Here is a 17,981-nt window from a genome sequence, read left to right as displayed (position 1 = left end):
GCGGCAGCCTAGCTGTTGCCGTAGACGCGGGTGGGCTCGATCAGCACCACGGCACGTCGCTCGGTGGCCATCACCCGGTCGTAGTCGTCCCAGTTGTCATGGGTGCCGCCGGCCGCGATGAATACGTCGCGAAGGAGCAGCCGAAGTTGGTCGGCGTCGGCTAGCCACGGCTGGGAGTCGTCGGGCCCCGCCAGCTCCGCACGCCCTTCGACGGTGCCCCACCGCCAGCCATTGCGGAATGTGACCGCCAGGGGCGGTCGAGCTCGCAGATTGGCGAGTTTGACCTTCCCGTAGGTGGTAAAGGCCAACACGGACTTTCCGTCGGCCGGATGCGCGAGCACGCCGACATTGACCAGGGATGCCTGCACGGTGCCGTCGGCGCGAACGGTGGACACCACGGCCAGACCCCGGTCGGCCGCGGCCAGGGCAAAAGCCTCGTTGAGTGTCGTCATTGGCGGCCTCCTTAAAACGGCGTTCTTAGCAGGTAACGGCTGGTCGGCACGGTATCGATGCTTTCGTTGGCGCCGAATGCGGCCGTGCTGGCCACCATCCGGTTGACCCGGTTCTGCAAGTCGGTGTCATCGTTGGCTCCAAAGAAGGCCTTCAGGTCAGTCATCGCCTCCGCCGGGAACAATTCTTCGACGATGCCGGTGACGTTCGGCGAATCTGCGGTGAGGGCCCGCACCACCCAGTTTTGGGTATATCCGAACGTGGCCTGGGTTGCGATGGCCACCGGGGTGTGGTCGCGCTGCCATCGGGTCAGCCACCTGGCCTCGTCAAGTCCGGGAGGTCTGCGCAGGAGCGCGATATTGGCTAACCCCGGTGTGCGGCAACCGAGTTCGGACTCTGGCGGGGTCATCGGCACCGATTCCGTCACCAGATAGGCGCCCAGGCATTCGCATTCCTGTCCAAGCAGGCGCAGTGCCTCGGACATCTGGTCGCCGTAGCATTGCTGCGTCCACACGCTCATGACCGCGGCGACCGGCGGGCTCAGAGTGGTCAGGGTCATCAACGAGTGGCGCACGAAGCTATCGCGGACATTCACCGAAAGCCCCGAAACACCCAGATCCAAGAGTGCGTCGGCGACCGGGCCTCGCTGGCGGGCACACCAATCGTCGTCCGGCTCGGCGCGCATGAGGACGACGATCACCTTCTCCATAGGCCGAACTTACCTTCGTCGCCGGCCGCCCCGGCGTGCAGCGCAGCCCTAGTTGACCAGCCGTACCGGTTGTTGGCTGCCGATCAATTCGCCGATGATTCCGGCGAGGCCCCGATACGCTTCGTCACGGCCACTTGATGAGCGAAACACCAGGCCGATCCTTCGTCCAGGGCGCGGAGGGGCAAAGTAGGCAAGTCCGATGCCACTGCGGGTGGCCTCGACGGGTACTGCGCTTTCCGGGATCAGCGTCGCGCCCAATCCGCCAGCGACGCATTGGACGGCGGTAGCCAATGAAGCCGCCCGGGTGTCCGCCAATTCGGCCTGGACACCGGCCGTGTGGCAGACCTCCAGGGCTTGATCGCGCAGGCAATGGCCTTCATCCAGCAGCAGCAACGGCAGCTCCGACAGTGCCGCGGCAGATACCCGACGCTTTCCCCACAGCGGGTGTCCGGGGGGTAGGGCCAGAACGAAATCTTCGTCATAGATGGGTATTTCGGTGATGCCGCCGCAATCAGCGGGCAAGGCGATCAACGCCGCATCCAACGAGCCGTCCCGCAAGACCGCCAGTAGGCGCTCGGTCTGGTCTTCGATGACCTGGACGGTAAGGGAGGGCAGTCGGCGGGTCAGGCCCGCCAATACCGGCGGAAGCACATAGGGGGCGACGGTCGGGATCATGCCCAGTCGGATAGTGCCGTGCAGCGGATCGGAACCCCCAGCGGCCGCGGTGGTGAACGCCTCCACCGCTTCGATCGCGGTCTGCGCCAGGGGCAGCAGTTGCGCGCCTTCAGCCGTCAAGAAGACCCGGCGCGTCGATCGCTCGACGAGATGGACCTCAAGGCCGGACTCCAGCCCGGACAAGGCTTGCGACAACGTCGACTGGCTCACGCCGAGAGCGGTTGCTGCAGCACCGAAATGGTGCTTCTCACCGACTGCGACGAACGCTCGGAGTCCAGCGAGGGTGGGCTGATAAATCTTATCGGTCATTCCGATTAGTCTAGTGGGATATATCACCTTTACTGCAGAGCGAATCCGCGGCAACATGGGACCGAACACTAATCTTGAGTAATTCCAGATAATTCCGGACAAAGGAGTGACATGCCCTTGTTGACCATCGGCGACCAGTTCCCCACCTACCAGCTCACCGCGCTGATTGCCGGTGACCTGTCCAAGGTTGACGCCAAGCAGCCCGGCGACTACTTCACCACCGTCACCGACGAAGACCACGCCGGCAAGTGGCGGGTGGTGTTTTTCTGGCCGAAGGACTTCACCTTTGTGTGCCCGACCGAGATCGCCGCGTTCGGCAAGCTCAACGACGAGTTCGAGGACCGTGATGCTCAGGTTTTGGGTGTCTCGATCGACAGCGAGTTCGTGCACTTCAATTGGCGCGCACAGCATGACGACCTGAAAAAGTTGCCGTTCCCGATGCTGTCCGACATCAAGCGGGAACTGTGCCTAGCCACCGGAGTGCTCAACGAAGACGGCGTTGCCGACCGGGCGACCTTCCTCATCGACCCCAACAACGAGATCCAATTCGTTTCGGTGACTGCCGGCTCCGTTGGCCGCAACGTCGAAGAGGTGTTGCGGGTTCTGGACGCACTGCAATCCGACGAGCTGTGTGCCTGCAACTGGCGCAAGGGCGACCCGACGCTGGACGCCGGTGAGCTGCTCAAAGCTTCGGCCTAATTGGGTCCTGACTGGGAGCGGATTGGAGAACACATGAGCGTGGAGAATCTCAAGGCAGCGTTGCCTGAGTACGCCAAGGACCTCAAGCTCAACCTGGGGTCGATCACTCGCAGTGCGGTGCTGAACGACGAGCAGCTGTGGGGAACCCTGCTGGCGAGTGCCGCGGCGACGCGCAATGAGCGAGTCCTCGGCGAGATCGGCGCGGAGGCGGCGGACAATCTGTCTGCCGAGGCCTATCATGCGGCGCTGGGAGCCGCGTCGATCATGGGCATGAACAACGTGTTCTACCGTGGCCGAGGGTTCCTCCAAGGCCAGTACGACGATCTGCGCGCCGGGCTACGCATGAACATCATTGGCAATCCGGGTGTGGACAAAGCGAATTTCGAGCTTTGGTCGTTCGCGGTGTCGTCGATCAACGGGTGCTCTCATTGCGTCGTCGCCCATGAGCACACGCTGCGTGAGGCTGGCGTTGAACGGGAAGCGATCTTGGAGGCGCTAAAAGCTGCGGCAATCGTTACCGGCGTGGCTCAGGCCATCACGGTCGCCCAGACCCTGGCTCCCGTCGGGTGATACTTGGGTCGTGAGCAAGCCCGGTTGGGTGCAGGACGCGATCTGGTGGCAGGTCTATCCCCTGGGCTTCGTCGGTGCCTTTCCCGGAGATCAGCCACCTGATCCGGGAGAGCACCGGCTACGACGCCTCGTCGGCTGGTTCGACCATGCCATCGAATTGGGCGCCTCGGGGATTGCCCTGGGCCCGATCTTTCAATCGCGCACCCACGGCTACGACACCACCGACCACTTCAGCATCGATCCTCGGCTGGGTGACGACGCTGATTTCGACTACCTCATCGGCGAGGCAAAGCATCGGGGCATGCGCGTGCTGCTCGACGGCGTGTTCAATCACGTCGGTGTGGACTTTCCCGGCTACCGGCAGGCGGCTGACGACAATGCGTGCGCTCGCTGGTTTCGTGGGCGTCCGGGTCACTTCCGAACTTTCGAAGGCCATGCGGAGCTGATCGCCCTCAACCACGCCAATGCCGAAGTCGCCGACTACGTCGTCGATGTGATGACCCACTGGCTGCAACGCGGTGCCGACGGTTGGCGTCTGGATGCGGCTTATGCTGTACCGCAACAATTCTGGGCTGCGACCTTGCCCAGGGTTAGACGCCGGCACCCGGATGCCTGGTTCGTCGGTGAACTCATTCACGGTGATTATGCGGCCACAGTTCGAGATGCTGAATTCGACTCGGCCACCCAATACGAGCTCTGGAAGGCAATCTGGAGCAGCCTCAACGACGGCAACTTTTTTGAGCTGGACTGGGCGCTGCAGCGACACAACGAGTTTCTGGCCAGCTTTTCGCCGCTGACCTTCATCGGTAATCACGACGTCACCCGGATCGCCAGCCGCCTACAGCACCCCGATCACCTGGCGCACGCGCTGGTGATCCTGCTGACGGTCGGTGGTATTCCCAGTGTGTACGCCGGCGACGAGTTCGGCTGGTGCGGAATCAAGGAAGAACGTTTCGGTGGAGACGATGCGGTGCGTCCGGAGTTCGGCACTCCCCCAACGCAGTTGGACGAGGCCGGGGCGTGGGTGTGGGATTTGCACCGGTATTTGGTTGGGCTGCGCCGGCGTCATCCCTGGCTGGTTGCGGCATCCACGACCGCGCTGCGCTTGGAGAACCGGCACTACGTCTACCAGACGTGCTGCGGTGATGACGCGCTGCTGGTGGTGCTCAATGTCGACCGGGCGCCGCTGCACCTGGTGCTATCGGAGGTGGGTGTCGCGAAAGCCGAAGTGGTGGCCGGATCGTCGGCGCCACCGCGGGAGGTCGTCGATGAGCTGGTCGTCGAGGGACACGGCTGGCGGATTCTGCAAGCCGTCTAACTGCTCAGGAGTGCCAGCGTCACCGGATCCTGTTTGCCCCCCCCGTAGTAGCGGGCCAACGACGTGTGGAAGTCCTCGTTGGTCTCGGTGGCGCAGGAAAACAGCGTCATTGACAAGCGCAGCTTGAGAACATCGGGCCAACCGAAGATTTGCTCAATCGAGCGATCTTGCATGCGGTTGACCAGCGCAGTGCACTCCCGTTGGCGTGGTCCGAGCAGGTCATGGTCCAGCTAGACGCGGGTCTCCTCGATCGATGCGATATCGTATCGGACCGCCATAGGGCTCCGACCCAGGCCGCGCAGTTGCGGAAAGATGATCCACATCCAATGGCTGACCTTTCGCCCACCCCGCCGCTCAGCGACAACGTCGCGGTACATCGGCGCCTGCGCATCCACGAAACGCGTTAGGTCAAACGGGTCGCCCACCGATTCCACGGGACCACGTTTGCACACTGGTTAAATGGCGCAGGTGAGTATGGGTTGGAGCGCACGGTGATGGCGATCAAGCGAAGGGTGCCGAGGATCCGTGAGCTGGCACCGCTAATCCAGTTCAAGAGGCCCCAATTCGATCGGATCAAGCGCCGCCTGGATGCCGCGCTGACCATCGAAGATTTGCGCCGCATCGCCAGGCGGCGCACCCCAAAGGCGGCATTTGACTACACCGACGGCGCCGCCGAGGACGAGCTGTCGATCGAGCGTGCCCGGCAGGCATTTCGGGACATCGAATTCCACCCGACCATCCTGCGTGACGTCACGCACGTGTCGACCGGCTGGAATGTTCTCGGCCAACCGGTCGCCATGCCGTTTGGCATCGCGCCTACCGGGTTCACCAGGTTGATGCAGACCGAAGGCGAGATCGCCGGCGCGCGCGCGGCCGCCGCCGCTGGCATCCCGTTCTCCCTGTCTACCCTGGCGACGTGCGCCATCGAAGAGCTGACAACGGCGGTTCCGCAGGGACGCAAGTGGTTCCAGCTGTACATGTGGCGTGACCGCGACCGGTCGATGGCGTTGGTCAAACGAGCGGCCGACGCGGGATTTGACACCATGCTCGTCACCGTTGACGTTCCGGTTGCCGGCGCACGGCTGCGCGATGTCCGCAATGGAATGTCCATCCCGCCGGCGCTGAGGCTGCGAACCGTGCTCGATGCGCTGCCACATCCGCACTGGTGGTTCGACCTGTTGACCACCGAGCCGCTGGCTTTCGCGTCGTTGGATCGCTGGTCGGGTACGGTCGGCGAGTACCTGAACACCATGTTCGATCCCAGCGTCACCTTTGATGATCTGGTCTGGATCAAATCCCAATGGCCGGGCAAGCTGGTGGTCAAGGGAATTCAAACGTTCGACGACGCGCGGGCGGTGGTGGAGCGCGGTGTCGACGGTGTTGTGTTGTCCAATCACGGTGGCCGCCAACTCGATCGCGCACCGGTGCCATTTCACTTGTTGCCGTCCGTCGCCCGCGAACTCGGCAACGACACCGAGATCCTGCTGGATACCGGCATCATGTCGGGCGCCGATATTGTGGCCGCGGTCGCTTTGGGTGCGCGGTGCACGTTGGTCGGGCGGGCCTATCTGTACGGCCTGATGGCCGGCGGCGAGGCCGGAGTCAGGCGGGCAATCGAAATCCTGGCAACCGGAGTGACCCGTACCATGCGGCTGCTGGGCGTGAGCTGCCTGGAAGAACTCTCGCCCAAGCACGTGACGCAACTGCGAAGACTCGGCCCGATGCCTTGACCGTCATGGCTCCGGCGTCTTCGTCGAAGCGTGAGCGGTAACACGCCTGCCTGACCCCGGGAACAAACCGGCCGAGAGCTGAGTTAAGCGCAATAGACTTAGCTATTGGAGGAATGATGGCCCAAGCCATATCAGTGCCGGTGTTGTTCACCGAGACCATCGTGCTGCCCGGGATGGTGGTCCCGATCGCGCTCGACGACACGGCGCAGGCGGCGACCGACGCGGCCCGGGCCAGCGAATCGGGCGAGCTGCTGATTGCCCCCAGGCTCGAGGACCGCTACCCCACCTACGGGGTGTTGGCCACGATCCTGCAGGTTGGGCAGATCCCTGGCGGCGGAGCAGCCGTCGTCGTGCGGGGTGAACGCAGGGCGCAGATCGGGGCCGGAACCAGTGGACCCGGTGCGGCGTTATGGGTGGAGGTGACCGCGGTTGCCGAGCCCCCACAGATGGCGGCCAGCGACCAGGTAAAGACACTGGCCGCCGAGTACAAAAAGTTGTTGCTGGCCATGCTGCAGCGGCGTGAGGCCTGGCAGATCGTCGACTACATCAACGGCCTGATTGATCCGTCCGCGTTGGCTGACACCTCCGGCTACGCGTCCTATCTGACCGATGTGCAGAAGCGCCAACTACTGGAGACCGCCGACGTCGCCGAGCGGCTGCGATTGCTAATCGACTGGACCAGCGATCATCTGGCCGAAGTCGAGGTCAACGACAAGATCGCCGAGGATGTGCGAACCGGCATGGAGAAGACGCAAAAGGAGTTCCTGTTGCGTCAACAGCTAGCCGCGATCCGCAAAGAGTTGGGCGAAACGGACGACGGCGCAAGCGCTTCCGAGGATTACCGGGCTCGCGTAGCGGCCGCCGATCTACCCGACAACGTCCACACGGCCGCGCTGCGGGAGGTCAGCAAGCTGGAGCGCGCCGGTGAGCAAAGCCCGGAAAGCGGCTGGATTCGGACCTGGTTGGACACCGTCCTCGAGCTGCCGTGGAACGTCCGAACCGACGATTCCACGGATTTGGCCGCGACCCGCGAGATCCTGGACGACGACCACCATGGGCTCGACGACGTCAAGGACCGGATCGTGGAGTACCTGGCGGTACGCACCCGCCGCGCCCAGCGGGGTTTGCAGGTGGTTGGTGGTCGAGGATCGGGCGCCGTGATGCTGCTAGCAGGCCCGCCCGGTGTCGGCAAGACATCGCTCGGTGAGAGCGTGGCCAGGGCGTTGGGCCGCAGGTTCGTGCGCGTCGCGTTGGGCGGAGTGCGTGACGAGGCCGAGATCCGTGGCCATCGGCGCACCTACGTGGGCGCCCTGCCTGGCCGCATCGTGCGAGCCATCGGCGAGGCCGGATCAATGAACCCTGTTGTGCTGCTCGATGAAATCGACAAAGTCGGTTCCGATTATCGCGGCGACCCGAGTGCCGCACTGCTCGAGGTGTTGGACCCGGCGCAGAACCACACGTTCCGCGACCACTACCTCGATTTGGAACTGGACCTTTCCGACGTGATGTTCCTGGCCACTGCCAACGTGATTGAGAGCATCCCGTCGGCGCTGCTGGACCGGATGGAACTGGTGCAGATCGACGGGTACACCGAGGACGACAAGGTTGCCATCGCTCGCGACTATCTACTGCCCCGGCAGCGGGAGCGCGCCGCGCTCACCGTCGAGGAGGTCACCCTCACCGACGCGGCCTTGCGCAAGATCGCCGCCGATTACACCCGCGAACCGGGCGTGCGGCAGTTCGAACGGCTGCTGGCCAAGGCGCTGCGCAAGATCGCCACCAGGCTGGTCGACGATCCGCAACCGAAGACCATCGACGAGCCGGATCTGGTCGGCTACCTGGGCCAGCCGCGGTTCACGCCCGAGTCGGCCGAACGCACCGCGGTGCCGGGGGTGGCCACCGGCCTGGCCGTAACGGGTCTGGGCGGCGATGTGCTGTATATCGAAGCGGGAGCCACCGACGGCGAGGCCGGTCTGCAGTTGACCGGACAGTTGGGTGAGGTGATGAAGGAGTCGGCACAGATCGCGCTGTCCTACGTGCGTTCCCACGCCGAGCAGTTGGGCGTGGACCCCACAACGCTGGACCGGCGGATTCACGTGCATGTACCCGCCGGGGCGGTACCTAAAGACGGCCCGTCCGCCGGCGTCACCATGGTGACCGCGTTGGTCTCGATGGCGACCGGGCGTCAAGTCCGGTCCGACGTCGGGATGACCGGTGAGGTCACGCTGAATGGCCGGGTGTTGCCGATTGGCGGGGTCAAGCAAAAGCTGTTGGCTGCCCAACGCGCCGGATTGTCGACGGTCTTCATCCCGGCACGCAACGAACCGGACCTGGACGACGTGCCCGCCGAAGTCCTTGACATGCTCACCGTAAAACCGATGACCGACGTCGCCGAGATCGTGATGCAGGCGCTAGCCGCAACGGCCGACACCGCGACGGTCGCGGCCTGACTTCCCGGGCTGGCCCCGTCTCTCGCCGGGCTTGCGCGTAAGACTGCCCGGCTATCGGGCCACGTCCGGTGTGTGGCGCGAAAGCCCACACAAGTCTCGCCTTGCCTGGCTAGGGCGGCTGTGCGCGATACTGCAGAATCGGATCCATGACCGATTTGCGAGATCTGAAACGGCGCGTGGTCCACCGGGTCCAACGGCTGGTGGTCAATCCGATCGGGCGGCAGTTGCCGGTGACCATGCTGGAGACCACCGGCCGCAAAAGCGGGCAACAGCGTCGCACGGCGGTGGGCGGAAAGGTGGTGGACAACCAGTTCTGGATGGTCTCCGAGCACGGCGAGCACTCGGACTACGTCCGCAATATCAAGGCCAATCCGGCCGTTCGAGTGCGCATCGACGGCCAATGGCGCAACGGGACCGCCCACCTGCTGCCCGACGACGATCCCACGCAGCGACTGGGTACCTTGCCGCGGCTCAACAGCGCGGTCGTGCGGGCCGTGGGTAGTGAGCTGTTGACCATTCGGGTGGATCTGGCCTGACCCGTCGTGGCCTATGACACCGACTTCGCCGAGCGGATCCGTGAGCTACTGGCACCGCTGCCCGGCGTGGACGAAATGCACATGTTCGGTGGCCTGGCGTTCCTGATCGGCGGGCATATGGCGGTTGCGGTCAGCGGGCAGGGCGGACTAATGGTCCGGGTGCCGCCCGAAGAGACCGAGAAACTGCTCGCGCTTGCACATGTCAGCCCAATGGTGATGGCGGGCCGGGAAGCGCGCGGCTGGGTGCGCGTCGCCGCCGAGGCCGTGAAAACCAAACGCCGGCTGAGCAGTTGGGTCACCCGCGGGGTGACCTACGTTGGTGGCCTGCCGCCGAAATGACCGACCGGGTTTGCTGCTGCGGATCGGGGGTACGCCAAGCTCCGTGAGCAAATCGGATACACCCAAGCGGGTGGTTCGACGACTACTCAAGGTCGCCGGGTCCACTTACTCAGCTGACGCTGGTATTCGGCTGGATGACAAACCGATGCCGTTGTTCCAGCTGCTCGTGCTGTGCATGTTGGCCAGCAAGCCCATCGACGCCCAGATCGCGATGGGTGCCGCGCACGAGCTATTCCAGGCGGGTTTGCGGACCCCAAGTGGTGTGCTGGTTGCCGACAGAAAATCCATGATCGCCGCCTTTGGCCGCGCCAGCTACGCACGCTACGACGAGAGTTCGGCCACGCGGCTCACCGATATGGCCCGGAGGGTGCACGACGAATACTCCGGAGATTTGCGACAGCTCGCCCGGCGCAGTGGACACGATGTGGCGACGGCCGCACGAATGCTCAAAAAGTTCAACGGGATTGGTGGCACCGGCGCCGACATTTTCCTGCGTGAGGTGCAAGACGTCTGGACTTGGGTGCGGCCGTATTTCGATGATCGAGCCATCGCCGCGGCCAAACAATTGGGACTGCCCACCAAACCGGGCACGCTCGGTGCCCTCGCGCCACGCGACCATGCTCGGCTGGCCGCTGCGCTAGTCCGGGCCTCTTTGGACGACGACGTGCGCGCTCAGGTGGCCCGGTGAGCACGCCGTTTGTCATGCGTTGTCGCTGCGGGGACAGTTGAGATAGGCCGAAAGAAATGGAGCAGCGATCATGACTAGCTCAACCACGTTCATCATCGTTGGTGGCGGACTAGCCGCGGCCAAAGCGGCAGAAGCATTGCGTGACAATGACTTCGGCGGGCGCATTGTTGTCTTTTCCGAGGAAGAGCATCTTCCCTACGAGCGGCCACCGCTATCCAAGGAATTCCTGGCCGGCAAGAAGTCGCTCGACGAATTCACCGTGCAGGGTTCGGCCTGGTACCGCGACCACAATGTTGATCTGCGGCTCGGAACCAGGGTCTCGTCGCTGAACCCCTCAGCACACACCGTGGGCCTGCCCGACGACACCACCGTGCACTACGACAAGCTGCTGCTGGCGACCGGATCGGCATCACGGCGCCTGCCGATTCCCGGGGCCGACGCGAACGGCGTTCACTACCTGCGCACCTTCGAGGACGCATCGGCGCTAAACTCAGATCTGGCCGAGGGAACTTCGCTCGCGGTGATAGGCGCCGGATGGATCGGCCTGGAGGTGGCCGCCAGCGCCCGGCAGCGCGACATCGATGTCACCGTGGTGGAGGCGGCGAAGCAGCCGCTGCTGGTCGCACTCGGCGAAACCGTAGGCGAGATCTTTGCCGACCTGCACCGCGATCATGGTGTCCGGCTACTGCTGGACACCCAGGTAGAGCGGATCACCAGCGACAACGGCCGGGCCACCGGGTTTGCGATGCGCGACGGGTCCGTGGTTGCCGCCGACGCGGTGTTGGTGGCTGTCGGCGCCAAGCCCAACGTCGAACTTGCCGAACAGGCCGGGTTGGCGATGGGTGACGGTGGTGTGCTGGTCGATGCGTCGCTGCGTACCAGCGATCCAGACATCTATGCGGTCGGTGACATCGCCGCCGCCGAGCACCCGCTGTTCGGCACCCGGATACGCACCGAGCACTGGGCCAACGCGCTCAAGCAACCGGCCGTGGCAGTCGCCGGAATGCTAAACAAGCCAAGCGAATACGCTGAGCTCCCGTACTTCTTCACCGACCAGTACGATCTCGGGATGGAGTATGCCGGACACGCGCCGAGCTTCGACCGGGTGGTTTTCCGCGGCGATGTCGCCGGCCGCGAATTCGTTGCATTCTGGTTGGACGCTGACCACCGGGTGCTGGCCGGCATGAACGTCAACGTCTGGGATGTGCTCGACGACGTCAAGGAGCTGATCAGATCCAGGGCGTCCGTGGATGGTGATCGGTTGGCCGACCCACAATGCCCGTTGGCCGATGTGAAGAGCTGAGGATTAGTCGCTTGGATTCCAGGTGTGGTCGATGACGTCCGGCGGGTGCTGTGCTTGGAGTCGTTCACGCTCGGTGCGTCGGCGTTTGACCCGCAACCGAGTATCGGCCGGCATCGTGGTCAGCTCGTCGCACGTCAGGTAGTACACATCGTCCACGCTGTCGATCAGGTCCGCGGCTACCCGACGAGATCCCAGCTCGCGCAGGGTCATCCGAAGCTCATGGGTGAACCGAAGCGTGGTGTCATGGGCCAGCTCTCGGGAATTGCGCGCGTTGGCGGCGAGGCGCTGGGACAACTTCACCGGTGGTGTCGGCGCTGCGGGTGCGGCAGCGGCGTCGGCGGCCCACTCCAGCAGTAGCCCAGGCTCGTCGCCAAACGTAGGGTTGGCCAGTTCTGCCTCTCCGCGGCCGCGGTAAGCGAGTTCGGCAATCGCGTTGTCGAGCGCCGCCGCGGCTGCTGGCGACAGGGCCCGGATGCTGGCCACGTTGCCTTCGCGGGCCAGCGCGCACAAGGGTTCGTCGGCCCGCAAGAGGTCCGCCAGCGCGGTGGCGTGAGCAGCGATGCGACTGCTCTCCATGATCACGCCGATGCCGGACACGCTGGCACCCGCGCGGGTGTGCTCCAATGTTGCGGCGGTGATCCCGGTGTCGATGACCCACAGCGCGGTGAGGATCCAGCCCTGATGGATCCGATCCCGCAACAAGCCAATCCGGACTTCCAGGCTGGCGTCGGGCAGCGATGCCAGCTGCCCGGCGGAAAGGTGCTCGTCCTTGGCGGCGGCCACGTAGGCATGCGTGTCGGCGCGCAGATGTCGAAGCAACGCCAGCGATCGCGCGGTTACGACTACCTTGGCGACCGAACCCAGCGCTCCCTCGGCCAGGTGCGGTCGCCCGAACGGCAGCATTTCGGTGACCCCTGGGTGCGCGCCCAGCGCCCGCTGGGCGACGGCCTGCTCATCCCAGCCGGGCAACTGGGTGGCCGCCACGATGTTGGCAGAAACCCCCACGTAGGGGCGATGGCCGAAGACCGCGATAGCCCTGCTGCTCCATTCGTCGGCAATCACGTCCCCGAGCGCCAGCACCCGGCCCATGGCTCGACCTGCGGCCCGCAATCCGCTCAGTTGGACGTCGAGGGTGATCGGGGTCAGCGGTCCCGGCAGCGCATCGGCCAGACTGGTTGCGCTGAAGACGGGGAACCGTGGGTCGATTCGGTCGTCGAACTCACCCTCCAGCCCGTCGGGCGCCGCGGAGGTCAAGGTGGCACTGTCGGGGGACGTCAACCGGGGTACAGTCTCCACGGGAAGCGCCAGCGGCCCCGGCCCCAGCGTCGCACCCGCTGGGTCCAACTTGCGGCCGACAAGTCCACGCCCCGTGTCGATAATGGCGTCCATCGCCTGCCACCCGTACTGGAAGTTCCAATCCTCCTGCGCGACAGCAATGTCCATTTTTGGGATCAGTTGCGACCAGCCTCGAACCCGGTGCGGCCGCAGCCTCGGGTCAGCGGATCCGAGCAGCCGCCACGCGGTGATCACGTTGGTGGTGTCCGGGGTCGCCAGGTCCACGACACCGGTGCGGTCGGTGCCCAGCGCCATGACCAAAAACCGCGCCAGGTCGTCAAGGTGCAGTACCCGCATCGGGAGAGCCGAGACCTTGCTGCGCATCAGGGTGGCCACCGTCCGACACACCATCCAGTCGAGCTGGCGGCCGACCGGCGGGGCAATGCGGATGACCAAGCTCGGCGCCCAGGAGGTGGACACCAGGGACTCGGCTTGCTGATAGAGCTCGGTCGCTCCGGCGGCCTGAGAGACGAACAGCAGCCGGGCACCGGCGCGAGCGGCCGCGTTGCTCACATGCGCCACGCCGCTGATGCCGGCGCCGCCGGGCGCGGTGGTGTCGACCGCCGCGAGATGAATTACCGCGTCGGCCTCGCTGGCTAACTCGACCAACACCGGGCTGCGCAACGATGCGCAAACAAATTCCACGTTGGGGTCCAGGCAATCGTGCGGGCGCGAAGCGATACCGCTGACCGTGTGTCCGGCCGCGATCAACTGGCGCGTCACCAGCCGCCCGACGGCCCCAGCGGCGTCGGTAACCAGGACCTGCACCCTGCCCACCTCCCCCAACCCGTTTCCTTGACAATAGGCATGTCGGCCCTACTTGCGCGACCGTTGAGTCTTGAACGTGACCGATGGGCGGGGTCGCCGGTTACCGCAATGTCGCACTGCCATCGGTCGAGATGGCAACTTTGGCCCCGGCGATGTCCTCAAATACCGTCGCTTCGGCCGAGGCAGGATCGGTGATCACGCCCAAGGTACGCGCCCCGCCGGAGGTGCGCACGGCGACGAAGGCCTTCTCGGGTTGTCCCTCCCGGCTAAACGGTGTTGTCCATGCCTCGACGGTGCCGATTCCTTCCCACTGCACCGGGCCATCTCGGGTGGGCTCGCGGTCTACCAGCGGTTGCGCGTCTTCCCAACGGAATGACGACGGTGGCTCGGTGCCGTAGACACCGATGCTGTGCTTGGTCAGATAGCCGCCGTTTGCGGTGATCAGGCCACGTCGGCCGGGGTTAGCCACCAGCAGCTCGGCCATGGTGGCGATCGAATGTGTGACGTAGTTGCTCCACGGCCCGCCGGCGAAGGTCAGGCCGCCGGTGACGGTCAGCGGCCGATCGGCATCGTCGAGCGGGAGGCCCAGCTCGTTGGCGGCGACTTGGACCGCTGAGGGAAAACACGAATACAGGTCGACGTGGTCCACCTCGTCGATCCCCAAGCCGGCAAGTTCCAAAGCTCGTCCACCCGCGATCCGGATGGCCGGTGACTGGTGCAGCTGCGCCCGCTCGGCGATTGCGAAGGTGTCGTGGGCGTCGGCCCCGGCCTGCGGATAAACCCAGCGTTCGGCGGGGACTCGCAGGCGGGACGCCTGCTCGACCGAGGTCAGGATGAGCGCCGCCCCCTGATCGACCATGTTGTTGGAGTTCATCAGTTTGGTGTACGGCCAGCTGATCATCCGGTTTTGCGGGCCAGGCCGGCAGATCTCGTCAGCGGACATCGGCGTTCGGATCCAGGCGTTCGGATTGTTCACCGCCACCGCGTTGAACCGCGACCACAACTCACCGACTCGCCGGCGGTGGTCGTCGACCGATGCACCGCTGGCGATTCGCAGCGCCTGTTCGAACAACGGGTAGACATAGGCCGGGCGATCCAGTTTGATCCTGATTTCGGCGTCCCCGGCCATCGGAACGTCCGCACCCGCGACTTGGGGCATCGGAACGGTTTCGTCCTGAAGGGTCCAGGTGAGCCTGTTGCCGGTAGATTTCAGTGCGATCCGGGTGCGCCAGGTTTCGGCACCCGAAATCAACACGACCCCGGCTCGCCCCTGCTGGATGTCCAGGCATGCCTGGCTGACCAACGACTGCGGTGTGTTGCCGCCGATGCTGCTGTAGCTCGAAGTGAAATCGCGGGCGTTGAGACGCTCGCCGAGCAACTGTCCGGGGTTGCGGTAGTGCGCCGATAGCACGTGCACCACGCGCACCGAGTCGAGGGACTCGAGCACTCGGGCCTCGGTGGCCTGGCGGGCGGCGGCCACCATCAGGTCGACCGGCTCGACTGACGACGTGGCGGGGTCGACGTCGTCACGATGGTTGACCTGGCCGTAGCCGATCAACACCGGCGTCCTGGGGTCAATGGGCATGAATCGAACCTAGTCCGGGGCAGTGTCGAGCGTCACGGCAGCGTGCCGCCGTCGATGGTGTCGCCGGCTCAGCCGGGAAGCCGCGCGGCACCGCTGCTCGGCACGAACAGCACGCCCTGGGCGATCAGCCGGTCCACCTGCTCGGCGTCCATGCCCAGTAGTTGCCGGCAGACCGCATGGGTGTCTTGTCCTGGCAGCGGCGCCGGGCGCTGCGGGGCTGGCGGAATGTGCCGAAACAGCGCCGGACCGGTCTCGGTTGGCAGCGGATGGTCGATGAGCGGATGCGTCATCTCATCCAGCACGTTTCGCTCGACCAACTGGGGGTCTTCTAGGAGGTCTGCCGGCCGGTTCATCGGTCCGGCCGGAACGCCCGCGGCTTGCAGTGTTTGGGCCGCCTGCGCGGGGGTGCGCGTGCTGGTCCACGCCGACACCCGGGCCACCAACTCCGCGCGATTGGCCACACGCTGCTCCCCGGCGCCGAAGCGGGGGTCGTCAGCCAATTCTGGCTGGCCAATCGCCTTTGCCGCGCAACGCCAATCCCCATCAGATCCGATCGACACGACGCACCATTCGTCGTCGCCGGAACAGGGAAAGACGCCATGCACGCTGGTGTCGTTGCGGATCGGGGCAATTTCGGCCGCCAACGCAGCCTCGGTGACGAAGAGGGTATCCAACTGGTTGACCACCACCTCGGCCTGGGAGATGTGGACGTGGGCTCCATGACCACTTCGATCGCGGCGAATCAACGCGGCGAGCGCTAGCACCGCGGCGATGCGCCCAACGACATGATCGGGAAAGATCGTCAGCGAATCGTAGAACGCATGCCTGGCGTTGTCCGGGTGCGCTTCGGCGGAGGTCCACAGTCGGGTGACACCGGTGGCGGCGCGGACCAACGGTCCGTAACCCATTCGGGCGCTCCACGGTCCCCTGTTGCCGAACGCACTGCTGCCGGCCAGTATGAGCCGAGGATTCACGGTATGGAGCACGTCGTAGGGAAACCCGAGGGAGGTCAGGGTTCCCGGTTTGAAATTGGCGAAGACGGCGTCGGCCTCCCCCACCAGTCGTTCGAAGACTTGTTTGCCGGTCGCGCTGCGCAGGTCCAGGCCCAGTCCCAGATGGTTGCGATGGGTGCGAGCAAAGGAATCGCTGATAGCCTCGCCGACTCCGGCTTGCCGCAGTCCGTCCGGGTAGTCGGCACTTTCCACCTTGATGACTTCTGCGCCCAAGTCGCCGAACAACCTGCTCAGCTCGCCACCGGCCACGATGATGCCCAGATCCAGGATTCGCAGCCCGGCCAGCGGGTAGCCTCCGACCGGGCGCGTTGGGGCCGGCGGACCCGCAGGTTGGGCCAGCCAGCGCGGCTCGTCTCGCCCGGCCGCGGGTGCGGGCATCCGAAAGCCGCAACGCTGCCCGTCGACGACGAAGTAGCCCGTCGGAACCGTCGTATGCACTCCGGGGACCAGCTCGGCTTCGGTGATGGCGCCCACCGTCTGGAAGTGCTCGGAGGCCAGGATCCGGGCCGGTGTCAACACCGCCGCGATCGGAACCCCGAAGGCCTGGCCTGTGGTCACCAAATCCTTCATGGTCTGTGCGGCGAACAACGCCTCGACAAACCCGCTGATCTGTGGCCATGCGGCAAGACGTGCGCCGATCACGTCGTATGTGGGGTCCTGCAACGCTTCCGGCTCGCCTAGCCAACGGCGCAGGCCACGCCACTGTCGCGGCGCCATCACACACAACCGGACATAACCGTCCTTGCACGGGTAGATCGGGTAGGCGTCCTGGTTTCGCGGGCGGCCCCGCCATTGCCCGGTGCTGCGCCGCCCGGCAGCGACCTGCCCGTGTGACCCGAAGGCCGGGTCGAGCGCCATGACCACCGCATCGAATCTGGAGAAGTCGATGTAGTCGCCAGCGCCGCAACGTAATCGGTTGTAGTAGGCGACGAGTAGGGCCCAAGCGGCCTGCACCGCGGCGGTCGCCGAGGCGATGCCGGTCGGGGGAAGTACCGGCGTTCCGACGGCCGGACCCGATCGCGACAGCGCACCGGACATTGCATACAGCACGGCATCGGTGGCGCGCCACGATGACCGGGGACCCGTTGCACCAAAGTCGGTGATCGACATGGCCACCAGGTGGGGGTAGCGATCGGTGAGATCGGCGCACGATGTCCCGTAGGCGGCGGTTTGGCCGGCGACACCGCCGTCGACGACGATGTCGGCAGCCTCGGTGAGGTCGAAAAACCGTTGCCGATCGTGCTCGTCGAGCGGGTCGAGCACCGCGCTGCGTTTGTTGGCGTTGTGCACGGCGAACGCGATGCTGGCACCGGCCAGCGTGGGCTGCGCTTGGCGTCCTGGGCTGCCCCCGGGGGGTTCTATCTTGAGGACGTCGGCGCCCAGGTCGGCCAGCAGCCGGGTCACGGTATCGATGTCCGGCGAGCCATCGGACAGGTCGAGCACGCGTACGGCATCGAGCAACCGTTCGGGCATTGGCACACCGTACTAGCCGCTTCTGCGAAAA

At 65.2% G+C, this 17,981-nt stretch carries 15 protein-coding genes and 1 pseudogene; 9 read left to right on the top strand and 7 right to left on the bottom strand.

The features are described from left to right. Nucleotides 1-8: 8 nt before the first annotated feature. Genes MB901379_RS12310 through MB901379_RS12300 form a run of 3 tightly spaced genes read right to left on the bottom strand, consistent with a single transcriptional unit; the run spans nucleotide 9 to nucleotide 2,143 of the window. Nucleotides 9-452: a TIGR03618 family F420-dependent PPOX class oxidoreductase gene (locus MB901379_RS12310; RefSeq protein ID WP_158016952.1), complete on the bottom strand. Its 444-nt coding sequence runs from the start codon at nucleotides 450-452 to the stop codon at nucleotides 9-11. Between the two features lie 11 nt (nucleotides 453-463). Next, entirely contained in the window at nucleotides 464-1,159 is a 696-nt protein-coding gene (locus MB901379_RS12305) for an EthD domain-containing protein (protein WP_158016951.1), read from the bottom strand. A gap of 48 nt (nucleotides 1,160-1,207) precedes the next feature. Further along, nucleotides 1,208-2,143, bottom strand: coding sequence for a hydrogen peroxide-inducible genes activator (locus MB901379_RS12300; RefSeq protein WP_174237014.1), 936 nt, complete (start codon nucleotides 2,141-2,143; stop codon nucleotides 1,208-1,210). 111 nt (nucleotides 2,144-2,254) lie between these two features. Here MB901379_RS12300 and MB901379_RS12295 point away from each other — a divergent pair, with 111 nt between their 5' ends. Genes MB901379_RS12295 through MB901379_RS12285 form a run of 3 tightly spaced genes read left to right on the top strand, consistent with a single transcriptional unit; the run spans nucleotide 2,255 to nucleotide 4,730 of the window. Further along, nucleotides 2,255-2,842, top strand: coding sequence for a peroxiredoxin (locus tag MB901379_RS12295; RefSeq protein WP_158016950.1), 588 nt, complete (start codon nucleotides 2,255-2,257; stop codon nucleotides 2,840-2,842). 33 nt (nucleotides 2,843-2,875) lie between these two features. Next, nucleotides 2,876-3,412 carry an alkyl hydroperoxide reductase gene (locus tag MB901379_RS12290; RefSeq protein ID WP_158016949.1) on the top strand — a complete coding sequence of 179 codons (537 nt, stop codon included), beginning with the start codon at nucleotides 2,876-2,878 and terminating at the stop codon, nucleotides 3,410-3,412. A 10-nt stretch (nucleotides 3,413-3,422) separates the two neighbouring features. Continuing rightward, nucleotides 3,423-4,730 (top strand): alpha-amylase family protein, encoded by a 1,308-nt coding sequence (locus tag MB901379_RS12285; protein WP_158016948.1) that lies wholly within the window; start codon nucleotides 3,423-3,425, stop codon nucleotides 4,728-4,730. On the opposite strand, the pseudogene MB901379_RS12280 reads toward MB901379_RS12285, so the two are convergent. Then, a pseudogene (locus MB901379_RS12280) lies at nucleotides 4,727-5,164 on the bottom strand (DUF1810 domain-containing protein). The gene MB901379_RS12285 and the pseudogene MB901379_RS12280 sit on opposite strands and share 4 nt — an antisense overlap. 60 nt (nucleotides 5,165-5,224) lie before the next feature. Here MB901379_RS12280 and MB901379_RS12275 point away from each other — a divergent pair. The 6 genes from MB901379_RS12275 to MB901379_RS12250 all read left to right on the top strand — a co-directional run bounded on the left by MB901379_RS12275 (nucleotide 5,225) and on the right by MB901379_RS12250 (nucleotide 11,776). Further along, the gene (locus tag MB901379_RS12275; protein WP_158016947.1) at nucleotides 5,225-6,460 is read left to right on the top strand and encodes an alpha-hydroxy acid oxidase; all 1,236 of its coding nucleotides are present in this window, start codon (nucleotides 5,225-5,227) and stop codon (nucleotides 6,458-6,460) included. Between the two features lie 116 nt (nucleotides 6,461-6,576). Then, nucleotides 6,577-8,910: an endopeptidase La gene (lon, locus tag MB901379_RS12270; protein ID WP_158019127.1), complete on the top strand. Its 2,334-nt coding sequence runs from the start codon at nucleotides 6,577-6,579 to the stop codon at nucleotides 8,908-8,910. A 146-nt stretch (nucleotides 8,911-9,056) separates the two neighbouring features. Beyond that, nucleotides 9,057-9,446, top strand: a complete 390-nt coding sequence (locus tag MB901379_RS12265) for a nitroreductase family deazaflavin-dependent oxidoreductase (RefSeq protein ID WP_158016946.1) — start codon at nucleotides 9,057-9,059, stop codon at nucleotides 9,444-9,446. A gap of 6 nt (nucleotides 9,447-9,452) precedes the next feature. Further along, nucleotides 9,453-9,785 carry a TfoX/Sxy family protein gene (locus tag MB901379_RS12260; RefSeq protein WP_158016945.1) on the top strand — a complete coding sequence of 111 codons (333 nt, stop codon included), beginning with the start codon at nucleotides 9,453-9,455 and terminating at the stop codon, nucleotides 9,783-9,785. A 43-nt stretch (nucleotides 9,786-9,828) separates the two neighbouring features. Next, entirely contained in the window at nucleotides 9,829-10,473 is a 645-nt protein-coding gene (locus MB901379_RS12255; protein ID WP_158016944.1) for an endonuclease, read from the top strand. A 70-nt stretch (nucleotides 10,474-10,543) separates the two neighbouring features. Further along, entirely contained in the window at nucleotides 10,544-11,776 is a 1,233-nt protein-coding gene (locus tag MB901379_RS12250) for an NAD(P)/FAD-dependent oxidoreductase (RefSeq protein ID WP_158016943.1), read from the top strand. Between the two features lie 3 nt (nucleotides 11,777-11,779). Here the strand turns inward: MB901379_RS12250 and MB901379_RS12245 are convergent, their stop codons facing one another. From MB901379_RS12245 to MB901379_RS12235, 3 genes are all read right to left on the bottom strand, one after another. Then, the gene (locus MB901379_RS12245; protein WP_158016942.1) at nucleotides 11,780-13,879 is read right to left on the bottom strand and encodes an NAD-dependent epimerase/dehydratase family protein; all 2,100 of its coding nucleotides are present in this window, start codon (nucleotides 13,877-13,879) and stop codon (nucleotides 11,780-11,782) included. A gap of 100 nt (nucleotides 13,880-13,979) precedes the next feature. Beyond that, nucleotides 13,980-15,464 carry an acetyl-CoA acetyltransferase gene (locus tag MB901379_RS12240; protein ID WP_158016941.1) on the bottom strand — a complete coding sequence of 495 codons (1,485 nt, stop codon included), beginning with the start codon at nucleotides 15,462-15,464 and terminating at the stop codon, nucleotides 13,980-13,982. A 68-nt stretch (nucleotides 15,465-15,532) separates the two neighbouring features. Then, nucleotides 15,533-17,950 (bottom strand): CoA transferase, encoded by a 2,418-nt coding sequence (locus tag MB901379_RS12235; RefSeq protein ID WP_158016940.1) that lies wholly within the window; start codon nucleotides 17,948-17,950, stop codon nucleotides 15,533-15,535. Nucleotides 17,951-17,981: the final 31 nt, after the last annotated feature.

It is taken from the genome of Mycobacterium basiliense, from assembly GCF_900292015.1.
Taxonomy (GTDB): domain Bacteria; phylum Actinomycetota; class Actinomycetes; order Mycobacteriales; family Mycobacteriaceae; genus Mycobacterium; species Mycobacterium basiliense.
This window is presented reverse-complemented; position numbering and strand designations above follow the sequence as displayed.

What these genes read in the sequence shown, in the direction of transcription:
- MB901379_RS12275 (WP_158016947.1), top strand. Translation starts at nt 5,225, where the DNA reads ATGGCGATCAAGCGAAGGGTGCCGAGGATCCGTGAGCTGGCACCGCTA.
- MB901379_RS12310 (WP_158016952.1), bottom strand. Translation starts at nt 452, where the DNA reads ATGACGACACTCAACGAGGCTTTTGCCCTGGCCGCGGCCGACCGGGGT.
- MB901379_RS12300 (WP_174237014.1), bottom strand. Translation starts at nt 2,143, where the DNA reads ATGACCGATAAGATTTATCAGCCCACCCTCGCTGGACTCCGAGCGTTC.
- MB901379_RS12290 (WP_158016949.1), top strand. Translation starts at nt 2,876, where the DNA reads ATGAGCGTGGAGAATCTCAAGGCAGCGTTGCCTGAGTACGCCAAGGAC.
- MB901379_RS12250 (WP_158016943.1), top strand. Translation starts at nt 10,544, where the DNA reads ATGACTAGCTCAACCACGTTCATCATCGTTGGTGGCGGACTAGCCGCG.
- lon (WP_158019127.1), top strand. Translation starts at nt 6,577, where the DNA reads ATGGCCCAAGCCATATCAGTGCCGGTGTTGTTCACCGAGACCATCGTG.
- MB901379_RS12235 (WP_158016940.1), bottom strand. Translation starts at nt 17,950, where the DNA reads ATGCCCGAACGGTTGCTCGATGCCGTACGCGTGCTCGACCTGTCCGAT.
- MB901379_RS12240 (WP_158016941.1), bottom strand. Translation starts at nt 15,464, where the DNA reads ATGCCCATTGACCCCAGGACGCCGGTGTTGATCGGCTACGGCCAGGTC.
- MB901379_RS12265 (WP_158016946.1), top strand. Translation starts at nt 9,057, where the DNA reads ATGACCGATTTGCGAGATCTGAAACGGCGCGTGGTCCACCGGGTCCAA.
- MB901379_RS12305 (WP_158016951.1), bottom strand. Translation starts at nt 1,159, where the DNA reads ATGGAGAAGGTGATCGTCGTCCTCATGCGCGCCGAGCCGGACGACGAT.
- MB901379_RS12295 (WP_158016950.1), top strand. Translation starts at nt 2,255, where the DNA reads ATGCCCTTGTTGACCATCGGCGACCAGTTCCCCACCTACCAGCTCACC.